Origin of the sequence: Neisseria shayeganii 871, from assembly GCF_000226875.1 — a bacterium.
Taxonomy (GTDB): Bacteria; Pseudomonadota; Gammaproteobacteria; order Burkholderiales; family Neisseriaceae; genus Eikenella; species Eikenella shayeganii.
Genome location: NZ_JH164926.1, coordinates 305,281 through 324,038, shown reverse-complemented (window position 1 = coordinate 324,038; position 18,758 = coordinate 305,281). Strand labels below are relative to the sequence as shown.

Here is an 18,758-nt window from a genome sequence, read left to right as displayed (position 1 = left end):
GCTGAAGCGATTACCGCTTCAGCCCCGATTTTATGGGGGAGGATTAAGACGATGAAGCCGGCGCAGAAGCCGCATCTGCCTCTGCCGCCGTTTCTGCCGCCCCTTCTTCCAAAGCGCTGTCGGGCAGCAGGTCGGCATCGGGCTGCACATCCACTTTCTTGCCGTTCATGCTCAAGGTATTGTCGCGCACCACGATCTGGGTGCTGATGATGCCCTGATCGAGTTTCAGGTAGCCTTGATCGGCCATGGCCGTCAGCATGCTGTCTAGCCACAGGCGCACTGCCTCGCTGATTTCGGCATCGGCATCGCCCGCTTCTGGATCAACGCTGATGTAGTTTTTCGCTTGCGCCACCGCCAGCTGCTCGACTAATTTTTGCGGCAGGCTGATTTGGAAATCGGCATCGGTTTTGCGCATCATCGCATTGAAATCGTTCAAATCCGGGGCGGTCAGGCCGCTGAATTTCAACGCCCCTTCGCTACGGATGGCCCCTTGCGGCATGGCAAACTCGAAACGGCGCAGGGTGATGAGGGGATCGTTGGTAAACAGGCCGGCCGCTTCATTGCGAATGCTGGCCAACAGCGCTTCGCGCATTTCATTTTCATCCAACTGACGCGAAATCAACTCGTCGCGGCGCTGCTTCAGGGCCAGCAGGCTGGCGGCGTCCAAATGCTCGGCAGCGGCCTCAATCGCCAACGGGCCGTATTGCTCTTCGCCGTAAACCAGTTTGGCAAAGCCGAAACGGCCTTCGGTATTGATCCATTGCCCGTCTTCCGACATGGCGGTGTTCATATACAGGTTTTCCAGCTTCACTTTAGACGGCGCCACTTGGCCGTAGGGGTTGAGAAAGCTGCCGATTTGCAGGCCGGACACCATATTGATCAGCTCGTTGAGCTTGATGTCGTATTCGATGCTGTCTTTCCACTCCAAAGTGAGTGAATCGAGCTTGAATTCGCTGCTGCCTAAAGACAAGCCGTGGCGGCCTTCTTCAGTGTGGGTGCGGATGTGCAAGCCGCTGTAGGCCGCACTGCCTTTGTCGGCCAACGTCATGGTAACGCCGGGGTTGCGGATATCGGTTTGGTAAGACGAAAAATGGCGCGCATATTCGGTTTCGCCCTGCAAGCCCTGCCATTGGATCGCAATGCCCGACAGCTCTTCGTATTGGAATGACGGAATCTGCCATTCGAGCTTGCCGCTGCCGTCCAAACGGATAACGTTGCTCAGGCTGACCGGCTGTTGGTTGCCGAAAAAGCGCTGCAGAATTTGTTGCGATTCGGCTTGGAAGACAAACTCGCTGTCCACCACCGCACGCACCGGCACCACGCCGTTGGCAAACAGATGGTGGCGGATGTGGTTGTTGACCGTAATCGGCTGCTTGAGCAAGGTTTTCAGGTTATCAGGCAGCTTGTCTTGAATCTGCGCCAAAAAGGTGGGCTTGAAACGCAGCACCGTGGTTTCGGTGGACGAAAACCAGCCGCGCGCATACTCGCGCGATTCCACTTGCAGAAACGAGGTTTGCGCCAGCATTTCGTGCTGGCGGCTCAAGCTCTGCTCGGCCTTAATGCCCAGATAATACGGGGCGGCGCCGAACAAAACGGCGGCGGTAACGGCCACGCCGGAAGCGGCCCATAATGACTTTTTCATGCAACAACCAAATTCAATAAGCGGTCAAGCCGCAAGGATAACACCAAATATCGGGGATGTCGTGCATCGGGCTACCTGAAAAGCTTTCAGGTAGCCTGAGACCTTTGCAAAACCCCCATCTGCGGCGCATTTCTGCGTTGTGCGCTGCTCGCTCGCTTGCCTATCTTCATGATATGTCTGCACTCGCTGCGCTGCTACGCCTTGAACTGCATCCACATCTGGGGGTTTTGCAAAGGTCTCAGCCTGAATGGCGGGTTTACACATTAAACAGGAAATGGATCACATCGCCGTCCTGCACCACATACTCCTTGCCCTCGGCCCGCATTTTGCCGGCTTCTTTGGCTTTGGCTTCACCGCCCAAGGCGATGTAATCGTCATAAGCAATCACTTGGGCACGGATGAAGCCGCGCTCGAAATCGGTGTGGATCACGCCGGCGGCTTGCGGCGCGGTATCGCCTTTGTGGATGGTCCAGGCGCGCACTTCTTTCACGCCGGCGGTGAAATAAGTTTGCAAACCCAGCAAATCATAGCCGGCGCGGATCAGGCGGTTAAGGCCGGGTTCTTCTAGGCCCATTTCGGCGAGGAACTCGGTTTTTTCTTCGTCTTCGAGCTCGGCGATTTCGCTTTCCAAAGCGGCACACACGGCCACAACGGGGGCGTTTTCTTTGGCGGCCAATTCTTTCAGGCGCGCCAAGTGCGGGTTGTTTTCAAAACCGTCTTCCGCCACATTGCCCACATACATGGCGGGTTTCGCCGTGAGCAGGAACAGCGGCTTGAGCAGAGCCAGTTCTTCGGCATCCAAGCCGAATGAACGCACGGGTTTGCCTTCGTTGAGGTGCGGCAGCAGTTTTTCGCACAAGGCCACCAGTTTTTGCGCGTCTTTGTCGCCCGCTTTGGCGCGTTTGCCTTCGCGCACAATCGCTTTTTCCACGCTGGCCAAGTCGGCCAAAGCCAGCTCGGTGCCGATGGTTTCGATGTCGGCAATCGGATCCACCTTGCCGGAAACGTGCACAATGTTGTCATCGTCGAAGCAGCGCACCACGTTCACGATGGCGTCGGTTTCGCGGATGTTGGCCAGAAACTGGTTACCCAAACCTTCACCTTTGCTGGCGCCGGCCACCAAGCCGGCGATATCGACGAACTCCACAATGGCCGGCTGCATTTTCTGCGGGTTCACGATTTTCGCCAACTCGGCCATGCGCGGATCGGGCACTTCCACAATGCCCACATTGGGCTCGATGGTACAGAAAGGATAGTTGGCCGCCTCAATGCCCGATTGGGTTAAGGCGTTGAATAAAGTAGATTTGCCGACATTGGGCAGGCCGACGATGCCGCATTTTAAGCTCATACCGTTCCTTGCAGATTCGGGAAAATGGAAAAGGGCGGATTATAGCACCATGCCGCTGGGTCTGCGGCAAAGGCCTCAGGCTACCTGAAAACAAAAGGATGCCTGCATCATCACAGACATCCTTACTTAACGATATGTCGCCAATCGGCTTTCAGGTAGCCGCTCAGGCTTCTTTGGCCTGCCAGGTGTCTTTTAGGGCGACGGTGCGGTTGAACACCGGTTTTTCTTTGCTGTGGTCGTAGCGGTCGGTCACAAAATAGCCCAAGCGCTCAAACTGCCAACGGCTTTCCGGTGCCAAAGTGTTCGCCACCGGCTCTACATAAGCGGTGATTTCCCTCATGGAGTCCGGGTTGAGGAAATCGGTGAACGGGCGGTATTCGCCGTCTTCCCCGCGAATGGCATCGGGTCGCGGTTCGGTAAACAGGCGGTCGTACAGGCGCACAGTGGCGGGCACGGCGTGTTCGGCAGACAGCCAGTGGATGACCCCTTTCACTTTACGACCTTCAGGCTTTTTACCTAAGGTGTCGTGGTCGATGCTGCATTTGAGTTCGACCACATTGCCGTTTTCGTCTTTCACCACTTCGTCGCACTTAATCACATAGCTGTAACGCAGGCGCACTTCGCCGCCCGGCGTGAGGCGCTGCCAACCTTTTGGCGGGTTTTCGCTGAAATCGTCGGCTTCAATATACAGGGTTGGGCTGATGGGCACTTCGCGTTCGCCCATTTCTTCGTGGTGCGGATGGTAAGGCGCGCTGCGGCTTTGGGTTTTGCCGGCTTCGAAATTGGTGAGCGTGACCTTAATCGGGTTTAACACGGCCATCATGCGCGGGGCGGAGTTTTCCAGTTCTTCGCGAATCGCGCCTTCGAGCACGCTCATGTCCACCACGTTCTCCGACTTGGAAATGCCGACGCGCTTGGCAAACAGACGCAAGCCTTCAGGCGTGTAGCCGCGGCGGCGCATGCCGGAGATGGTGGGCATACGCGGGTCGTCCCAACCGTTCACATGACTTTCGCTAACCAACTGGTTCAGTTTGCGTTTGGAAGTAATGGAGTACAGCAGTTCCAAGCGGGAAAACTCGTATTGGCGCGGGTGGTTGTCGATCGGGATATTGTCGAGCACCCAGTCATACAGCGGGCGGTGGGCTTCAAATTCGAGCGTACACAGCGAATGGGTGATTTTTTCGATGGCATCGGAAATGGCATGGGTATAGTCATACATGGGGTAGATGCACCACTTGTCGCCGGTGTTGTGGTGATGCGCGCGGCGGATGCGGTAAATCACCGGATCGCGCAGGTTCACGTTGCCGGAAGCCATGTCGATTTTCAGGCGCAGGGTTTTGCTGCCGTCGGGGAACTCTCCGTTTTTCATGCGCATGAACAAATCGAGGTTTTCTTCGACGCTGCGCTCGCGGTAAGGGCTGTTTTTGCCCGGTTCGGTGAGCGTGCCGCGGTATTCGCGCATTTCTTCGGCGCTTAAGTCGTCCACATAGGCTTTGCCGTCTTGAATCAGGCCGACGGCGTAATCGAAAAGCTGATCGAAATAATCGGACGCATAACGCGGCTCGCCCGCCCATTTGAAGCCCAACCACTCTACGTCTTCTTTAATCGAATCCACGTATTCCTGATTTTCTTTTTCAGGGTTGGTGTCATCGAAGCGCAGATTGCACAAGCCATCGTAGATATAAGCCAAACCGAAGTTCAGGCAGATGGATTTGGCGTGCCCGATGTGCAGATAGCCGTTGGGCTCGGGCGGAAAGCGGGTTTGGACCGCAGTATGTTTGCCGCTTTTCAGGTCTTCGTCGATGATGTTGCGGATGAAATGGTTATCGGCAAATTGTTCTTTGTTCATCATGGTTGTTTTTCAATATAGTCAAGTCGTCACGCTGTTTTCAAAACCTGCCCAAAAATGGTTCGGGCTACCTGAAAACAATGGCTCAGGCCGGTTGGCCGCAATCTGCAGCCCGACTGAGTTGGCAATGCAGCTTATAGGCCAACATGAAGGCAATGTCGGAAGACTGATTGGACATCACGGTAAAATGTCCCATTTTGCGCCCCGGCCGCGCTTCTTTTTTGCCGTACAAATGCAGAGCCGCATCCGGCCGCTGCAACACGGGCGCCCAATTGACTTCGCCGTCGGCCGGCCAAATATCGCCCAACAAATTGGCCATGCAGCAAGGCGTGAGCAGACGGGTGTCGGCAGGCGGCAGCCCGCACATCAGGCGGACCTGTTGCTCGAATTGGTCGCTGACACAGGCATCCAAGGTATAGTGGCCGGAATTGTGCGGGCGCGGCGCAATTTCGTTCACAATCAATTCCTGCTGTGTGCCGATCACAAACATTTCCACCGCCAGCACACCCACATAATCCAAGGTATTGGCCAAACGCGCCGCCAATTCCTGAGCCCGCCTCTGCACGCTGTCGGGCAGACGGGCCGGCACGATGGAATACGCCAGAATACCGTCTTCATGGCGGTTTTCGGCAGGCGGAAAACATTTGATTTGGCGGTCGTTCAAACGGCACACCAAAACAGAAATTTCCGCATGCAGGTCCAACATTTTTTCCAGCACGCAGGGCACACTTTTTAGGGTTTGAAACGCGGCCCGCACCTCTTCCACCGTGGCCACGCGCACCTGGCCTTTGCCGTCGTAACCCAGCGCCGCAGTCTTCAAAATACCCGGCAGCAAGGCGGCGGTTTCGGCCTCGGTAATGTCTTCAAGCTTTTCCACCACCTGATACGGCGCGGTCTGCAAGCCTGCTTTGCGTATCCACATTTTTTCGCGGATGCGGTTTTGCGCAATTTCCACGCAGTCGCCCGAGGGCGATACCACCGTCTCCAAAGCCAAAGCACGCATGGCTTGGGCGTTGACGTTTTCAAATTCGGTGGTCACCGCCGCGCAGGCCGCCATATCGGCCAAAGCCTGCAAATCGTCGTAGGCCGCGCAAATATGGCGGTCGGCAAACTCGGCTGCCGGCGCTTGCGGATCAGGATCCAGCACGGTGACCCGATACCCCATCTGCTTAGCGGCCACGGTAAACATCCGACCCAGTTGACCGCCACCCAAAATACCCAACATCGCCGGCGGCAAAATCGGACTAATTGTTTCAATCATTATGAAAAACTCCGCCATCCCCTACTTTGCGGACGGCCTGCATCTGCGTTGTTCACGTTTTTTAAAAAATTTTTGCAAACAGGCGGCCTGCGCCTCTGCTTTAAACGCGTCATTCTACCGAAAGAAGGCCGCAAAGCCTAGCCAAAAGGATTAGCCAATTGAAATATATCCGTTTTTTAAGAGAAAAATAAACAAGCTTCCCAATCGGATACAGAAAGCCATGCATTCATTACACTGATAACGAACTGGCCGGCACCCTTCTCTTCTGCCGCTGAAATATCAGCTCCCCCGCTCTGTCAAAGGCAGAATGTACTTAAACCGTCACAATCTTATGCTAATATCCGAGTAAACGCTTCAATTGAAAAAACGGCTTGCATCAGAGCCAAACAAACAAAACACGTTTACATAAATTAGAATTTTATTTCTTTTTGACATAAATCCATTTATCCGCGGCCGATTTATGGTATAAATCCGCACATCGTGCAAACACAGTTTTCAGCAGCCAAAGGCTACCTGAAACCAAGCAATAATAAAAAATAAAATAATCAAGCGCCGGTTGTCTGCAACCGGCATCATCACAACGACTGCAAAGGAGTCTGTACCATGTCTGCACACAACCCCACCCCTAAAGTTGCCTTGGTAACCGGTGCGCTAGGGGGCATCGGTTCGGCCATCTGCCGCACACTGCTGGCGGAAAACTACCGCATCATCGCCCTGCTGTCTTCCGGCAACGGCGAGCGCGAACGGCAATGGCTGCAGCAGGAAGGCTTCGATGCGTCGTCCATCCGTTTTGTGGTGACCGACGTCAACAGCCACGAAGCCGCCACCGAAGCCATCAACAAAGCCTTAGACGCGGAAGGCCGCATCGATTTACTGGTTAACAACGCCGGCATCACCCGTGATGCCCAGTTTAAAAAAATGAGCTTCGAGCAATGGTGTGCCGTCTTGGACACCAATTTGAAATCCCTGTTTACCATTACCCAACCGGTATTCCAGCGTATGCTCGAGCAAAAATCCGGCCGCATCGTCAACATTACTTCGGTTAACGGACTGAAAGGACAATTCGGCCAAGCCAACTACTCTGCCGCCAAAGCCGGCATGATCGGCTTTACCAAGGCCTTGGCCGCCGAAGGCGCCCGTGCCGGCGTATGTGTGAACGCCATCGCCCCCGGCTATACCGCCACCCCGATGGTAACCGCCATGCGGGATGACGTGGTGGACAGCATCAAGGCCCAAATTCCCATGCAGCGCTTGGCCGAACCCGACGAGATTGCTGCCGCCGTCGCTTACCTGGCTTCCGACGGCGCCGCCTACATCACAGGCGAAACCCTGTCGATCAACGGCGGGCTGTATATGCATTGATTTGCCGTTAAACCTTAGCGGCCCGTTCCGCCGGAAATCCGGCATCCTTTAAACCGTAAACAAACGAAACCAACCTTAATTATTTAGGAGTTAGATTTTATGTACACCGATCTCTTCAAAACCTTGAGCGACCAATCCCAAAACACTTTCGAGCCGGTATTGAAGTTCAACCAATTGGTCGCCAAAAACTTTTCCGCACTGACCAATCTGCAACTGGACTCTGCCCGCCAATACGCCGACATCGGCCTGGCCCAAATCCACATGAACAGCCAGATCAAAGACGTGCAAAGCCTGATCAGCAGTGGCACCAAACAAATGGAAACCATGACCCGCATCAGCCAGCAAATGATTGAAGACGGCAAAAAACTGTCTGCTTTGGCCAACGAATTCAAAACCGAGCTGGACAAATTGGTTGCCGAATCCGTAGAGAAAAAGAAATAAATCTCCACACCTTCGGGGCTGCCGCCCGTCAAACCGCCCTGAGCCGATTCAGGCTACCTGAAAGGCTGCAGCCCGCAAGCGGCGCCGGCAACGGCGGCCGCCTTTCCTTTTTTGTTTACCTAACCGCACACTCGCTTCGGGAGCAAACATGATGCAGGACGCCTTCAAGCCAAACGAAACCCTACAGCAGTTTTTCAATTTCAACGAAAACATCTGGCAGAAAATCCAAGAATTCTATTATGGCGAAAGCCCGCTGAGCGAAGCGCTCACCAAAATCAATACTGAAGATTTGGGCAAATTCTACGAAGCCGTCGCCAAAAATCCGGCCCGCCTGATGGAAATGCAGATGAAATGGTGGCAAGGGCAAATGGAAATCTACCGCAACGTGATGCTGCGCGCTTCCGACAACAGCGTAACCCCCTTTATCGACGACCTGCCCGGCGACCGCCGCTTCAAAAACGAATTGTGGAAAACCCAGCCCCAATTCGACCTGCTCCGCCAATCTTACCTGCATTTCTCCACCACCTGCGAAAGCATGATTGATTCCGTTGACGGCCTGAGCGAGCAGGTACGCAACCGCCTGCACTTTTTCATGCGCCAAACCATCAACGCGCTCTCCCCCGGCAATTTCATCTGGACCAACCCCGAAATCCTCAAGCTCACCGTTGAAGAAAACGGCGAAAACCTGTTGCGCGGCATGAAACTGTTTCACGAAGACCTGATGAACAGCGCCCGCTACCTGAAAATCCGCATGATGAAAGATCATGCCTTCGAGGTGGGCACCGATTTGGCCGTCACCTCCGGCAGCGTGGTTTTCGAAAACGAAATTTTCCAGCTGCTGCAATACGAAGCCGTTACCAAAGAAGTTTACAAAACACCGCTGCTGGTGGTGCCGCCTTTCATCAACAAATACTATATTCTCGACCTGCGCGAGCAAAACTCTTTCGTACACTGGCTGCGCAGCCAAGGCCATACCGTGTTCCTGATGTCTTGGGCCAATCCCGACAAATCCCAACAACACATCGGCTTTGAAGACTTGGCCGTATCCGGCATCTGCGAAGCCGTACGCGTCATTGAAGACATCACCGGCGAAAAAGAAGTCAACGCCCTCGGCTACTGCATGGGCGGCACACTGTTGGCCGCCACCCAAGCTTACTATGTGGGCAAACGGCTGAAAAACCGCATCAAGTCCGCCACCTACATGACCACCATCCTAGACTTCGAAAACCCCGGCGAGTTGGGCGTATTCATCAATGATCCCGTCATCAGTGCCATCGAAAGCATGGACAAACAGCTGGGCTATTTCGACGGCCGCCAACTGGCCGTTACCTTCAGCCTGCTGCGCGAAAACTCGCTCTATTGGAACTACTACATCGAAAACTACCTGAAAGGCAAAGAACCTGCCGAATTCGACATCCTCTACTGGAACAGCGACGGCACCAATGTCACCCCAAAAGTCCACAGCTTCCTGCTGCGCGATCTCTACCTCAACAACAGCCTGGCCGAGCCGGGCAAAGTAAAACTGGGCGGCGTCGGCATCAACCTGTCGCGCGTCAAAACACCCAATTTCTTCATTTCCACCAAAGAAGACCACATCGCGTTATGGGAGGAAACTTTTAAAGGTTCCAAACATCTGGGCGGTGAGAGCACCTTGGTGTTGGGCGAATCTGGCCACGTGGCCGGCATCGTCAACCCGCCGGCCAAAAACAAATACGGCTACTTCACCAACACCGCCGCCTTTGAAAACGGCAGCGATTGGCTGGCCGGCGCCGCGCATCACGAAGGCTCATGGTGGACATACTGGCAACGATGGGTGCAGGCCTACGCCGGCGACAAAATCCCTGCCCGCAGCATCGGCAACGAAAACTTCCCGCCACTGGCCGCCGCGCCCGGCAGCTACGTGAAAGTGAATCTGGTGAAATAAACCGTTTTCCGCTCCGATAAAAGATAAAACAGGCTACCTGAAATTTTCAGGTAGCCTGAAACCTTTGTAAAACCCCATCTGCGGCGCATTGTTGCGTTATGCGTTTATGCCCTAGGGTTAAGGTGCCTCTTCTTTGGCTCATCACCAGGCAAAATGGAACAAGAGCTTGGCTCTATAATAATATGTCAGATATACAATACCTCCACCACTTCGTATTCTCGCAAACCACCCGGAGCCTGGACTTCAGCCACATCTCCTTCTTCTTTGCCGATAAGGGCGCGAGCAATCGGAGAGCTGACGGAAATTTTATTTTCTTTAATATCTGCCTCATCGTCACCAACAATCTGATAGCGGACTTGAGTTTCATTTTCCAAATCCTCCAATACCACGGTACTGCCAAAAACAATTTTGCCTTCAGCATGAATCTCAGTTGGATCAATGATATGTGCAAGTGACAGCTTATTCTCTATTTCGGCAATACGACCTTCGATAAAGCCCTGCTTTTCCTTAGCTGCTTCATATTCCGCATTTTCAGATAAATCACCGTGGGAGCGTGCCTCGGCAATGGCTTCAATAATGGCGGGGCGGGCAATGCTTTTCAGTTGTTGTAATTCCTGTTTGAGAAGTTCGGCACCGCGTACGGTTAAAGGGATTTTCTGCATTACGCATTCTCCAAATAAAGTACGATTCGGGCAGCATTTCCTAATGCCGCCCGAACCGATTTTCCATAAAAAAGGCAAGCCGCGCAAACGGCGGCTTGTTGTAATTTATCTGGTTTTTATTATAACAGATCATATCCAAATACGCCAAGTATCGGTCTGGATTACTGAGGCAGTTAGCTTGACAACAACTAGATACAACACATACCAGACAGAAATATGCCCAAACTTGCTCACCTTACCAACACATCAGACATAGATTTTAACCGGATAGCAAAACAGGCTTGGAAGCTAAAATACCACTGCAATACCAATGCCAACAGACCTTGAGATAAGCTGCTATAATTGAGACCTGTTTTCAAATTTATATTAAAATAATATATTGATATAATTGAGTTAATTATTTTTTAAAGTAACTGAAAGATACATTACATGAGAATATTATTGACCGGAGCCAAAGGCCAAGTCGGCCAAAGTCTGAAACAACAAAAACCCGAACACTGGGAAATGATCGCAGCCGACTCTGCCACCCTAGACATTACCCAAGCACAAGCCGTCGATAATATGGTGCAAAATTTCGAGCCTGACGTCATCATCAACGCCGCAGGCTATACCGACTTGGAAGCAGCCGAACACAATAAAGACAAGGTTTTTGCCGTCAACGCAGAAGGCGTACGTAACTTGGCCGCAGCCGCAGCCAAGCACAATGTCCGATTCATCCATATCTCCAGCGATTATGTTTTTGACGGCCAAAAACACGAGCCCTATACCGAATTAGACTACCCCAACCCGCTGAGCACCTATGCCAAATCCAAATTAGCCGGAGAACTGCTGGCTTTGGCGGCCAATCCTGACAGTATCATTATCCGCAGCTCCTGGGTCTTTTCCGAATACGGTAGCAATTTTGTCAAAGACATCCTTAGCCAAGCCGATCAAGAAATGATTTCCGTCGTCACGGACAAAGTCGGTTGTCCCACTTATGCCGGCGATTTGGCCAAATTAATGATTCAATTCGCCCAAGAGTCCAGGATCACACCTGGGATTTATCATTTCTGTGGCGATGTTCCGGTAACTCGATATGAATTCGCCCAAATCATTCTGCACACTTTGGAAAAAATCTGCCCGGTCAACGCCACGGTGCAAGAAGCATTCTCTCAGCAAAGCGATGAGCACACGCCGCGTCCTCCCTATAGTGTGTTAAACTGTGATAAAATCCGCCAAGTGGGCTATTTGCCTTCAGATTGGCAAGCTGCGTTAAAACAGCTTATCCAGTCGGCTTAGGGCAGATCCACCAACACACTTGCCGGGTGGGCATCCGGCAAGTGTGTTGCTGGCAACACTTTTTCTCTCGCCATTGCCTGGCTTACCGAGCCTTCTTCCAATCATTCGGTCGATAAATTCATCAATAACATTTATTTAAAGTACGGGAGTCATACTTATGAATTTAAATATCCTATCCTCCAATATTGCCCGACACGGCTTCTCTGCGGCCAAAAGCACACTGCACAAACCGCAACTCACCGTTTTGGCCGCCGTTTTGGCTGCGCTGCCGGCATTAAGCCAAGCGGCCTGCCCCACCTACAGCGCCACTCAGGCTTTGGCCATATCCGGAGAGACATGCAGTTATGCTGAAGACACATTCAGCGCTGCCGGCAGAACATCTGCCGTTATTGATGTGCGGGGTGGCGGGTCCGCCACGTTTAGCGCAAACCGCGTACAGTTGCATAAGTCGGGGCCGGGAGCAGGCAATAAGCCGCAAGATTATTCGGCTATTTATTTACGCGATGAGTCAGGTGACGTCCGAAACCGTGCGGTTTTCGAAGGTGATGTGGTGGTAGAGCAGGCGAACGTGCGCAATACCCGCGATATTGTGGTGGGCGGTGGAGGCGATTTGCACATTCGAGGCGATTTGTCGGTGACCCATGGTGACTATACGGGGTCGATATTGGATTTAGGCTACGGTTGGAATAGTATCCGTTTACTTACTAAGAAAGGACGCCAAGATACCTCTATGACGCTGGAGGGCAAGCTGACGGCGAATACGGCAGGCTCCGATTTGATCCGCTTGGGTTACGGCACCTATCGCTTGAACGGCGGCGCCGATATCCAAGGCCGAAAGGGAGTGGGACACAATCAAGGCGGCCGCATCCGTGTTGGAGGAGCGGAGGCCGAATTAATTTTCGGTGCAAAGACCGTGGCCGAAGTGGGCGATACTTTTATAGACATGGTTCAAAACCAAGGCAATCGGCTCGAATTCAATGAGCTAAGCTTAACCATCGAGGAGCCCGCCGTCGGCTTGGCCATCGATGTGGGTTCGCCCCCCACCCCGGATTCGCCCGACGGCAAAAATACCCTGCACTTTAAGGGTGACGCCACCATCAAGACACCGCATGCCCGCGCCATTGAGCTGAAGGGCGGCGGGGTGCTGCAAAACGATGGAAAGTTAGCAGTAACAGAAAAAGAAGATATTGCGGTGCATGCTACTGCTGCTGCCAACACTGCGGCTGAGTTTAAAAACACCGGTAGTATTGAGCGACAAGGCGGTATCGCGCGTCACCACGGCGACGGTAAGTTTGCAATCAGCAATACAGGCAGTTTGAAATCAACAGGACAAGTTTATGCTGTCCGCAATGAGGCCGCTGGCGTGGTTGATATCAAGAACGAATCCAACGGCAAACCCGATGCAAATGGCTTGCTACAGGGCAGCCTGCATAAGGGTGATGGTGAATTGAATTTGACTCAGTATGGCTCAGACAGCATATGGCGCACCACTGACAAATTGGATTCGTTTCTCACGAGCTTAAGCCTGACGGATGGCAAAATCGAATTTGCCATCAACGGTACCGATTCGATATACGCCGATCGATACGAGGCGAAGGGCGGCACCATTGTGATGAATACCACTTGGGATGATGATGCTGCCGACCCGAACGGCACTACCCAAAGCAATCGGCTGATCATTACCGATCTTAAGGTTAATGCAGCCACACAAGTGAAGCTCCACAGCCGCACCATCGGCAATATTACGCCGAAAAATACCGATATCTTCTCTGAGGATGTGATTGTGGTAAATGGGAAGCATGAAGCGCAGACCCCGGACGGCCATGCCTTTTTCGGCACGGCTCAAACCGATGGAGCGCAACAGGTACAGCTGGTGCGCAACGACAATAATTACCGCTGGACGTTAAAAGCTGGGGGAAGGGAAATCATTGCGCCTGAAGCGGCCCATTATGTGCAAACCCGCGGCTTGGCTTTAAACCTAGGCTTGGAACATATCGGCATGCTGCACCAGCGGGTAGGCAGCCGTTACCAAAATGACGCACAACAAGGTGAGGGACCGGATGTATGGGTGCGCACAATCAATGCGGATAAACGCATTCAGGATAAAGACCGCTTCGGCGCACGCAGCCGTACCAATACCTTGCAAATCGGCGCCGACATCCACCGCTCCCACGCAGAACAAGGCAGCCGACGCACCGGCTTGATGCTGGCATATAGCCATGCCGATCACAACCTGTACGATAAATACCGTGCAACCAATGGTTTGGTAAGCGACGACAAATACATCGGCAGCGCCAAAACCGATATTGTTTCGGCCGGTGTGTACCACACCCGTTACGCAGCTAGCGGCGGCTATTTGGATTTGGTGGGTCAGATTTCCTGGCTGAAAAACCGACATCGCCTGGCTTCTCAGCAAGGTTATGCGGTAGCGGCTTCTGCGGAAGTAGGCAAGCCTTTCCTGCTGGGCGGTAATTGGTATGTAGAACCGCAGGCCCAGCTGGTATACCAATACCAATATTTGAACGGCAAACACGACGGCGTGCGTGAGATAGCGGACGGTGCAGATCATCGTTTGACTGCGCGCGTGGGCAGCCGCCTAATGTGGCGTGACGGGAACAATGACGTGTATTTGATTGCCAATCTGATCCGTCCCTTCGGACGCACAGACGTGCGCCTGGGCAATGATGTGCTGGTTTCGGACGATACGCGTTGGAAAACCGAGTTGGGCTTGGGCGGTCAGATTCAAGCCGCCAAAGGTTTGAGTGTTTACGGCGACGTGCGCTATGTTCGTTCTTTGGGTAAGGGCAACCGAGTGTGGCGTCATAGCAACGCAGGAGAAGAAGGCGCCGCTCTGCGCGCCGGTCTGCGCTATCGCTGGTAAGGGCCCGACTCGTTCCGTTTTTGGGGGCGGCGTCTCACAAACGCCGCCCCTAAGCCCAATCCCAACGGTTTTTCCACGCACCGATAACCGCATCGGGATAACGGCTGCTGCCCAAGCTGCCGTTGTAGCGCGCCAATGCCCGCTGCAGATTGCCGTTTTCCACATTGCGGTAGTGGCGCAGAATGGTGCAGCCGTAACGCAAATTGGTGCGGATGTCGAAAAGATTGTGTTCCGGCTTACCGATGTAGTTTTTCCAAAACGGCATCACCTGCATCAGGCCGCGCGCGCCTACGCCGCTGATGGCGTATTGGCGGAACGCGCTCTCCACCTGAATCAAACCCAGCACCATCTGCGTGTCCAAGCCCGCCCGCACCGACTCGTATTGGATGTTGATCAACAAACGCCGCCGCGCCAGCACATCGGGCACATAGCGCGCCAAACGCAGCGACATATCGTTCAGCCAACGCGGCGCATCATAAGGATCGGCAAACACGAGCCGCGGCGGGTTGACATTGTTGACCGAATGGCGCATCACCGAAGCCACGTCGTCAGACAGGGTTTCCTCACGCTGGGCGCCGGCTCTCGCCACGGCCGGCAGCAGGCAGACGGCCGAGCAGGCCGCGGCAGACAGCAGCCAATGCCGGCGTTGCGGGCTCTGCGGCTGTTCCTCAAACATCTTCACCAAACCATTCCTTTACAAACAGGCCGTGATTATAAAACGGCGGGCGGGGAAAAACATCAGCCCGAGACCTTTGCAACCCCCCATCTGCGGCGCATTTCTGCGTTGTGCGCTGCTCGCTCGCTTGCCTATCGTGTGATATGTCTGCACTCGCTGCGCTGCTACGCCTTGAACTGCATCCACATCTGGAGGGTTTGCAAAGGTCTCAGCCCGGCTTACCCGACGGCCGGGTTTGTGCTGATTTTCCCGATAATCCGCTTGCCTTTGCCCGCGTTGGGCTTTACAGTTCGGCCTTCGCCACAGTACACCTTCGGGAGTCTTTTATGCAGCGAACGAAAACCGAATCCTGGCCCGCCATCGAAAGCAGCCGGCTGGAGGTCTTGCTTGCCCAAGACGAAGCCACTGTCGAAGCGGCCCAACGGTTGCGTTACGACATTTTCGCCCACGAAATGGGCGCCAATATTGCCGGCCATGACGGCCGCGACATCGACCGCTACGATGCCTTCTGCCGCCATTTGGTGGTACGCGACAAACACAGCGGCGAAATTGTGGGCACTTACCGCCTCACCACCCAAGCAGCCGCCGAAGCCAACGGCGGCTGGTATTCCGCTTCCGAATTCGATTTGAGCCGCATCGAGAATATTCTGCCCAAAGCGGTCGAGCTCGGCCGCGCCTGCGTGCACGCCGATTACCGCTCCGGCAGCACCATCTCCCTTCTTTGGATGGGGCTCACCCAGTTTATGAAGCTGAACCATCTGGACTACATGATCGGCTGCGGCAGCGTGGCCATGGCCGACGGCGGGCATGAAGCCGCCAGCCTGTTCCGCTACATCGAACAGCACCACTACGCGCCGGAAGAATACCGCGTTTTCCCCAAGCATCCCCTGCCGCTGGACGAGTTGCGGCAAGACCTCCCGGTGGCTCCCCCGCCGCTCTTAAAAGGCTATCTGCGTGCCGGCGTATGGATTTGCGGCGAACCGCACTGGGATCAGGATTTCAAAACAGCCGATATGCTGGTGATGATGCCGATGTGGCGCATCCATCCGCGCTATGCCAAACATTTTGTCCGTTGAGGCAGCCGCATGAGCACCCTTCGTTTGTGGCTGCGCCTGATCGGCATCGGCGGCGTGATTGCTTGGGGCTGCATTCAGGTAGCCCTGTTTTTCAAACGCGAAGGCCGTCCGGGCCGCCAGCGGCGCGTGCGCGAGTGGTCGCGCCAGTGCATGCGCGTGTGCGGCGTGAAACTCAGCGTTTACGGCGCCGAGCGTTTTTTTGCTTCCGGCGGCCTGTTTATGGTGGGCAACCACGTTTCCTGGCTGGATATTTTCGCCGTCAATTCCGTACATGCGGTGCGCTTTGTGGCCAAAGAGGAAGTGCGCAGCTGGCCCGCCGTCGGCTGGCTGGCGGCACGGGCGGAAACCGTGTTCATCCAACGCAACAACCGCCGCTCCTCGCAACAGGTGCGCGACATCCTGTTGCAGATTTTGGCCGAAAGCGACTACACCGTGGTCTTTCCCGAAGGCACCAGCACCGACGGCACCGAGCTCAAACCCTTCCGCAGCAATCTGTTTGAAGCCGCCGTGCAAAGCGGGCAGGACGTGTGGCCGATTGCCCTTTATTACCCGAAAGCAGACGGCAGCCCGAACACCGATATGGCCTACTTCGGCGACCTCAGCATGTGGCAGTCGTTCTGCCGCATCCTGCCGCAAAAGCAAAGCGAAGTGGCGCTGTATTTTCTCGAGCCGATTGCCGTGGCCGGCAAAACCCGCCAGCAGATTTGTGCCGAAGCCGAAGCCCAAGTGGCCACCAAACTGGCCGAACTGCAGGGCAAGTCCGTCGCCGAACTGATGGCCGCCTCCGGCCGCTCCCCCGCACCGGCAGAGGCTACCTGAAAACAGGCTGCCTGAAAGCCTTTCAGGTAGCCTTTATGCTGCGGCGCGTTTACAATACGCGCTTTATTTTTTCCGTTTATTCGCGCCCATCATGTTAGACATCCAACGCCTCCGCAACGATTCTGCCGCCGTCGCCGCCAAGCTGGCCGCCCGCGGCTTCGCTCTTGACACCGCCGCCTTTGAAGAACTGGAAAGCCGCCGCAAAGCCCTGCAAGTGAAAACCGAAGAATTGCAGGCGCGCCGCAACAGCGTGTCCAAACAGATCGGCGCCCTCAAAGGCCAAGGCAAACACGCGGAAGCCGAAGCGGCCATGGCCGAAGTGGCCGCCATCAAAAGCGAATTGGAACAAACCGATGCCGCCTACCAAGACGTGCAGAAACAGCTGGACGACTGGCTGCTGGTCATCCCCAACCTGCCCCACGACAGCGTGCCCGCCGGCCGCGATGAAAACGACAATGTGGAAGTGCGCCGCGTCGGCAGCCCGCGCCAATTCGATTTCGAAGTCAAAGACCACGTTGACTTGGGCGAAAAACTGGGGTTGGACTTCGAGACCGCTGCCGCCCTCTCCGGCGCCCGCTTCAGCCTGATGAAAGGCCCCATCGCACGCCTGCACCGCGCCCTGGCGCAATTCATGCTCGACACCCATACCCAGCAGCACGGCTACACCGAGTGCTACACGCCCTACATCGTCAGCGACAGCACCCTCTTGGGCACCGGCCAGCTGCCGAAATTCGGCGAAGACCTCTTTCACGTTACCCGCGGCGGCGACGAAAGCAAACTCGGCCAATACCTGATTCCCACCGCCGAAGTCACCCTCACCAACACCGTGCGCGAGCGCATCGTGCCGCAAGAGGCGCTGCCGATTAAACTCACCGCCCACTCGCCCTGCTTCCGCAGCGAAGCCGGCTCGCACGGCAAAGACACCCGCGGCCTGATCCGCCAGCACCAGTTCGACAAAGTGGAAATGGTGCAAATCGTCCACCCCGACACGTCTTACGCTACCTTGGAAGAAATGGTGGGCCACGCCGAAAAAATCCTGCAACTGCTCGAACTGCCCTACCGCGTGATCGTGTTGTGCACCGGCGACATGGGCTTCGGCGCCAGCAAAACCTACGATCTCGAAGTGTGGGTGCCCGCGCAAAACACCTACCGCGAAATCTCCAGCTGCTCCAATTGTGAAGACTTCCAAGCCCGCCGCATGAAAGCCCGCTTCAAAGACGAAAACGGCAAAAACCGCCTGCTGCACACCCTCAACGGCTCCGGCCTCGCCGTCGGCCGCGCCTTGGTGGCGGTGCTGGAAAACCACCAACAGGCAGACGGCAGCATCGCCATTCCGCCCGCCCTGCGCCCCTATCTGGGCGGCGCCGAAAAACTGGTGCCCTAAACCGCCAACGCACAAAAGGCTACCTGAAAACAGCTGCTCCATGCCGGCACGCCTTTCAGGTAGCCTGAGACCTTTGCAAAAGCCCCAGATGTGGATGCAGTTCAAGGCGTAGCAGCGCAGCGAGTGCAGACATATCAGATAGATAGGCAAGCTAG

The 18,758-nt window shown here is 54.8% G+C and carries 14 protein-coding genes and 2 pseudogenes; 9 read left to right on the top strand and 7 right to left on the bottom strand.

Going from position 1 to position 18,758, the window contains the following annotated elements:
- Positions 1–43 precede the first annotated feature (43 nt).
- Entirely contained in the window at positions 44–1,642 is a 1,599-nt protein-coding gene (locus tag HMPREF9371_RS01440; protein WP_009118036.1) for a YdgA family protein, read from the bottom strand.
- Positions 1,643–1,746: 104 nt separating this feature from the next.
- Here HMPREF9371_RS01440 and HMPREF9371_RS13845 point away from each other — a divergent pair.
- A pseudogene (locus tag HMPREF9371_RS13845) lies at positions 1,747–1,887 on the top strand (lipoprotein signal peptidase); the annotation flags it as partial.
- A gap of 11 nt (positions 1,888–1,898) precedes the next feature.
- Here the strand turns inward: HMPREF9371_RS13845 and ychF are convergent.
- From ychF to HMPREF9371_RS01425, 3 genes are all read right to left on the bottom strand, one after another.
- The gene (ychF, locus tag HMPREF9371_RS01435; protein ID WP_009118035.1) at positions 1,899–2,990 is read right to left on the bottom strand and encodes a redox-regulated ATPase YchF; all 1,092 of its coding nucleotides are present in this window, start codon (positions 2,988–2,990) and stop codon (positions 1,899–1,901) included.
- A gap of 163 nt (positions 2,991–3,153) precedes the next feature.
- Positions 3,154–4,842, bottom strand: a complete 1,689-nt coding sequence (locus tag HMPREF9371_RS01430; protein ID WP_009118034.1) for a glutamine--tRNA ligase/YqeY domain fusion protein — start codon at positions 4,840–4,842, stop codon at positions 3,154–3,156.
- An 82-nt stretch (positions 4,843–4,924) separates the two neighbouring features.
- Positions 4,925–6,097, bottom strand: coding sequence for a 5-(carboxyamino)imidazole ribonucleotide synthase (locus tag HMPREF9371_RS01425; RefSeq protein WP_050797931.1), 1,173 nt, complete (start codon positions 6,095–6,097; stop codon positions 4,925–4,927).
- 606 nt (positions 6,098–6,703) lie between these two features.
- Between HMPREF9371_RS01425 and phbB the strand changes: the two genes are divergently transcribed.
- The 3 genes from phbB (at position 6,704) to phaC (ending at position 9,827) form a co-directional block, all read left to right on the top strand.
- Positions 6,704–7,462 carry an acetoacetyl-CoA reductase gene (phbB, locus tag HMPREF9371_RS01420; protein ID WP_009118030.1) on the top strand — a complete coding sequence of 253 codons (759 nt, stop codon included), beginning with the start codon at positions 6,704–6,706 and terminating at the stop codon, positions 7,460–7,462.
- A 99-nt stretch (positions 7,463–7,561) separates the two neighbouring features.
- Positions 7,562–7,903 carry a phasin family protein gene (locus tag HMPREF9371_RS01415; protein WP_009118029.1) on the top strand — a complete coding sequence of 114 codons (342 nt, stop codon included), beginning with the start codon at positions 7,562–7,564 and terminating at the stop codon, positions 7,901–7,903.
- A gap of 148 nt (positions 7,904–8,051) precedes the next feature.
- Positions 8,052–9,827: a class I poly(R)-hydroxyalkanoic acid synthase gene (phaC, locus tag HMPREF9371_RS01410; protein WP_009118028.1), complete on the top strand. Its 1,776-nt coding sequence runs from the start codon at positions 8,052–8,054 to the stop codon at positions 9,825–9,827.
- 185 nt (positions 9,828–10,012) lie between these two features.
- Here phaC and greA read toward each other — a convergent pair whose 3' ends face one another.
- Positions 10,013–10,489 (bottom strand): transcription elongation factor GreA, encoded by a 477-nt coding sequence (greA, locus tag HMPREF9371_RS01405; RefSeq protein WP_009118027.1) that lies wholly within the window; start codon positions 10,487–10,489, stop codon positions 10,013–10,015.
- A gap of 429 nt (positions 10,490–10,918) precedes the next feature.
- Here greA and rfbD point away from each other — a divergent pair, with 429 nt between their 5' ends.
- A complete protein-coding gene (gene rfbD, locus HMPREF9371_RS01400) occupies positions 10,919–11,767 on the top strand; it encodes a dTDP-4-dehydrorhamnose reductase (RefSeq protein WP_009118026.1) in 849 nt (282 codons plus the stop codon).
- A 157-nt stretch (positions 11,768–11,924) separates the two neighbouring features.
- Positions 11,925–14,648, top strand: a complete 2,724-nt coding sequence (locus tag HMPREF9371_RS01395) for an autotransporter outer membrane beta-barrel domain-containing protein (protein ID WP_009118025.1) — start codon at positions 11,925–11,927, stop codon at positions 14,646–14,648.
- A gap of 49 nt (positions 14,649–14,697) precedes the next feature.
- On the opposite strand, the gene HMPREF9371_RS01390 is transcribed toward HMPREF9371_RS01395, so the two are convergent.
- Positions 14,698–15,324 carry a lytic transglycosylase domain-containing protein gene (locus tag HMPREF9371_RS01390; RefSeq protein WP_009118024.1) on the bottom strand — a complete coding sequence of 209 codons (627 nt, stop codon included), beginning with the start codon at positions 15,322–15,324 and terminating at the stop codon, positions 14,698–14,700.
- Between the two features lie 326 nt (positions 15,325–15,650).
- On the opposite strand from HMPREF9371_RS01390, the gene HMPREF9371_RS01385 reads away from it, so the two are divergent.
- The 3 genes from HMPREF9371_RS01385 to serS all read left to right on the top strand — a co-directional run bounded on the left by HMPREF9371_RS01385 (position 15,651) and on the right by serS (position 18,603).
- Positions 15,651–16,400: a GNAT family N-acetyltransferase gene (locus tag HMPREF9371_RS01385; protein WP_156786961.1), complete on the top strand. Its 750-nt coding sequence runs from the start codon at positions 15,651–15,653 to the stop codon at positions 16,398–16,400.
- A gap of 9 nt (positions 16,401–16,409) precedes the next feature.
- Positions 16,410–17,219 carry a lysophospholipid acyltransferase family protein gene (locus HMPREF9371_RS01380; RefSeq protein ID WP_009118022.1) on the top strand — a complete coding sequence of 270 codons (810 nt, stop codon included), beginning with the start codon at positions 16,410–16,412 and terminating at the stop codon, positions 17,217–17,219.
- 91 nt (positions 17,220–17,310) lie between these two features.
- Positions 17,311–18,603: a serine--tRNA ligase gene (serS, locus tag HMPREF9371_RS01375; RefSeq protein ID WP_009118021.1), complete on the top strand. Its 1,293-nt coding sequence runs from the start codon at positions 17,311–17,313 to the stop codon at positions 18,601–18,603.
- Positions 18,604–18,658: 55 nt separating this feature from the next.
- Here the strand turns inward: serS and HMPREF9371_RS12985 are convergent.
- Positions 18,659–18,754, bottom strand: a pseudogene (locus HMPREF9371_RS12985) (lipoprotein signal peptidase); the annotation flags it as partial.
- Between the last annotated feature and the right edge of the window lie 4 nt (positions 18,755–18,758).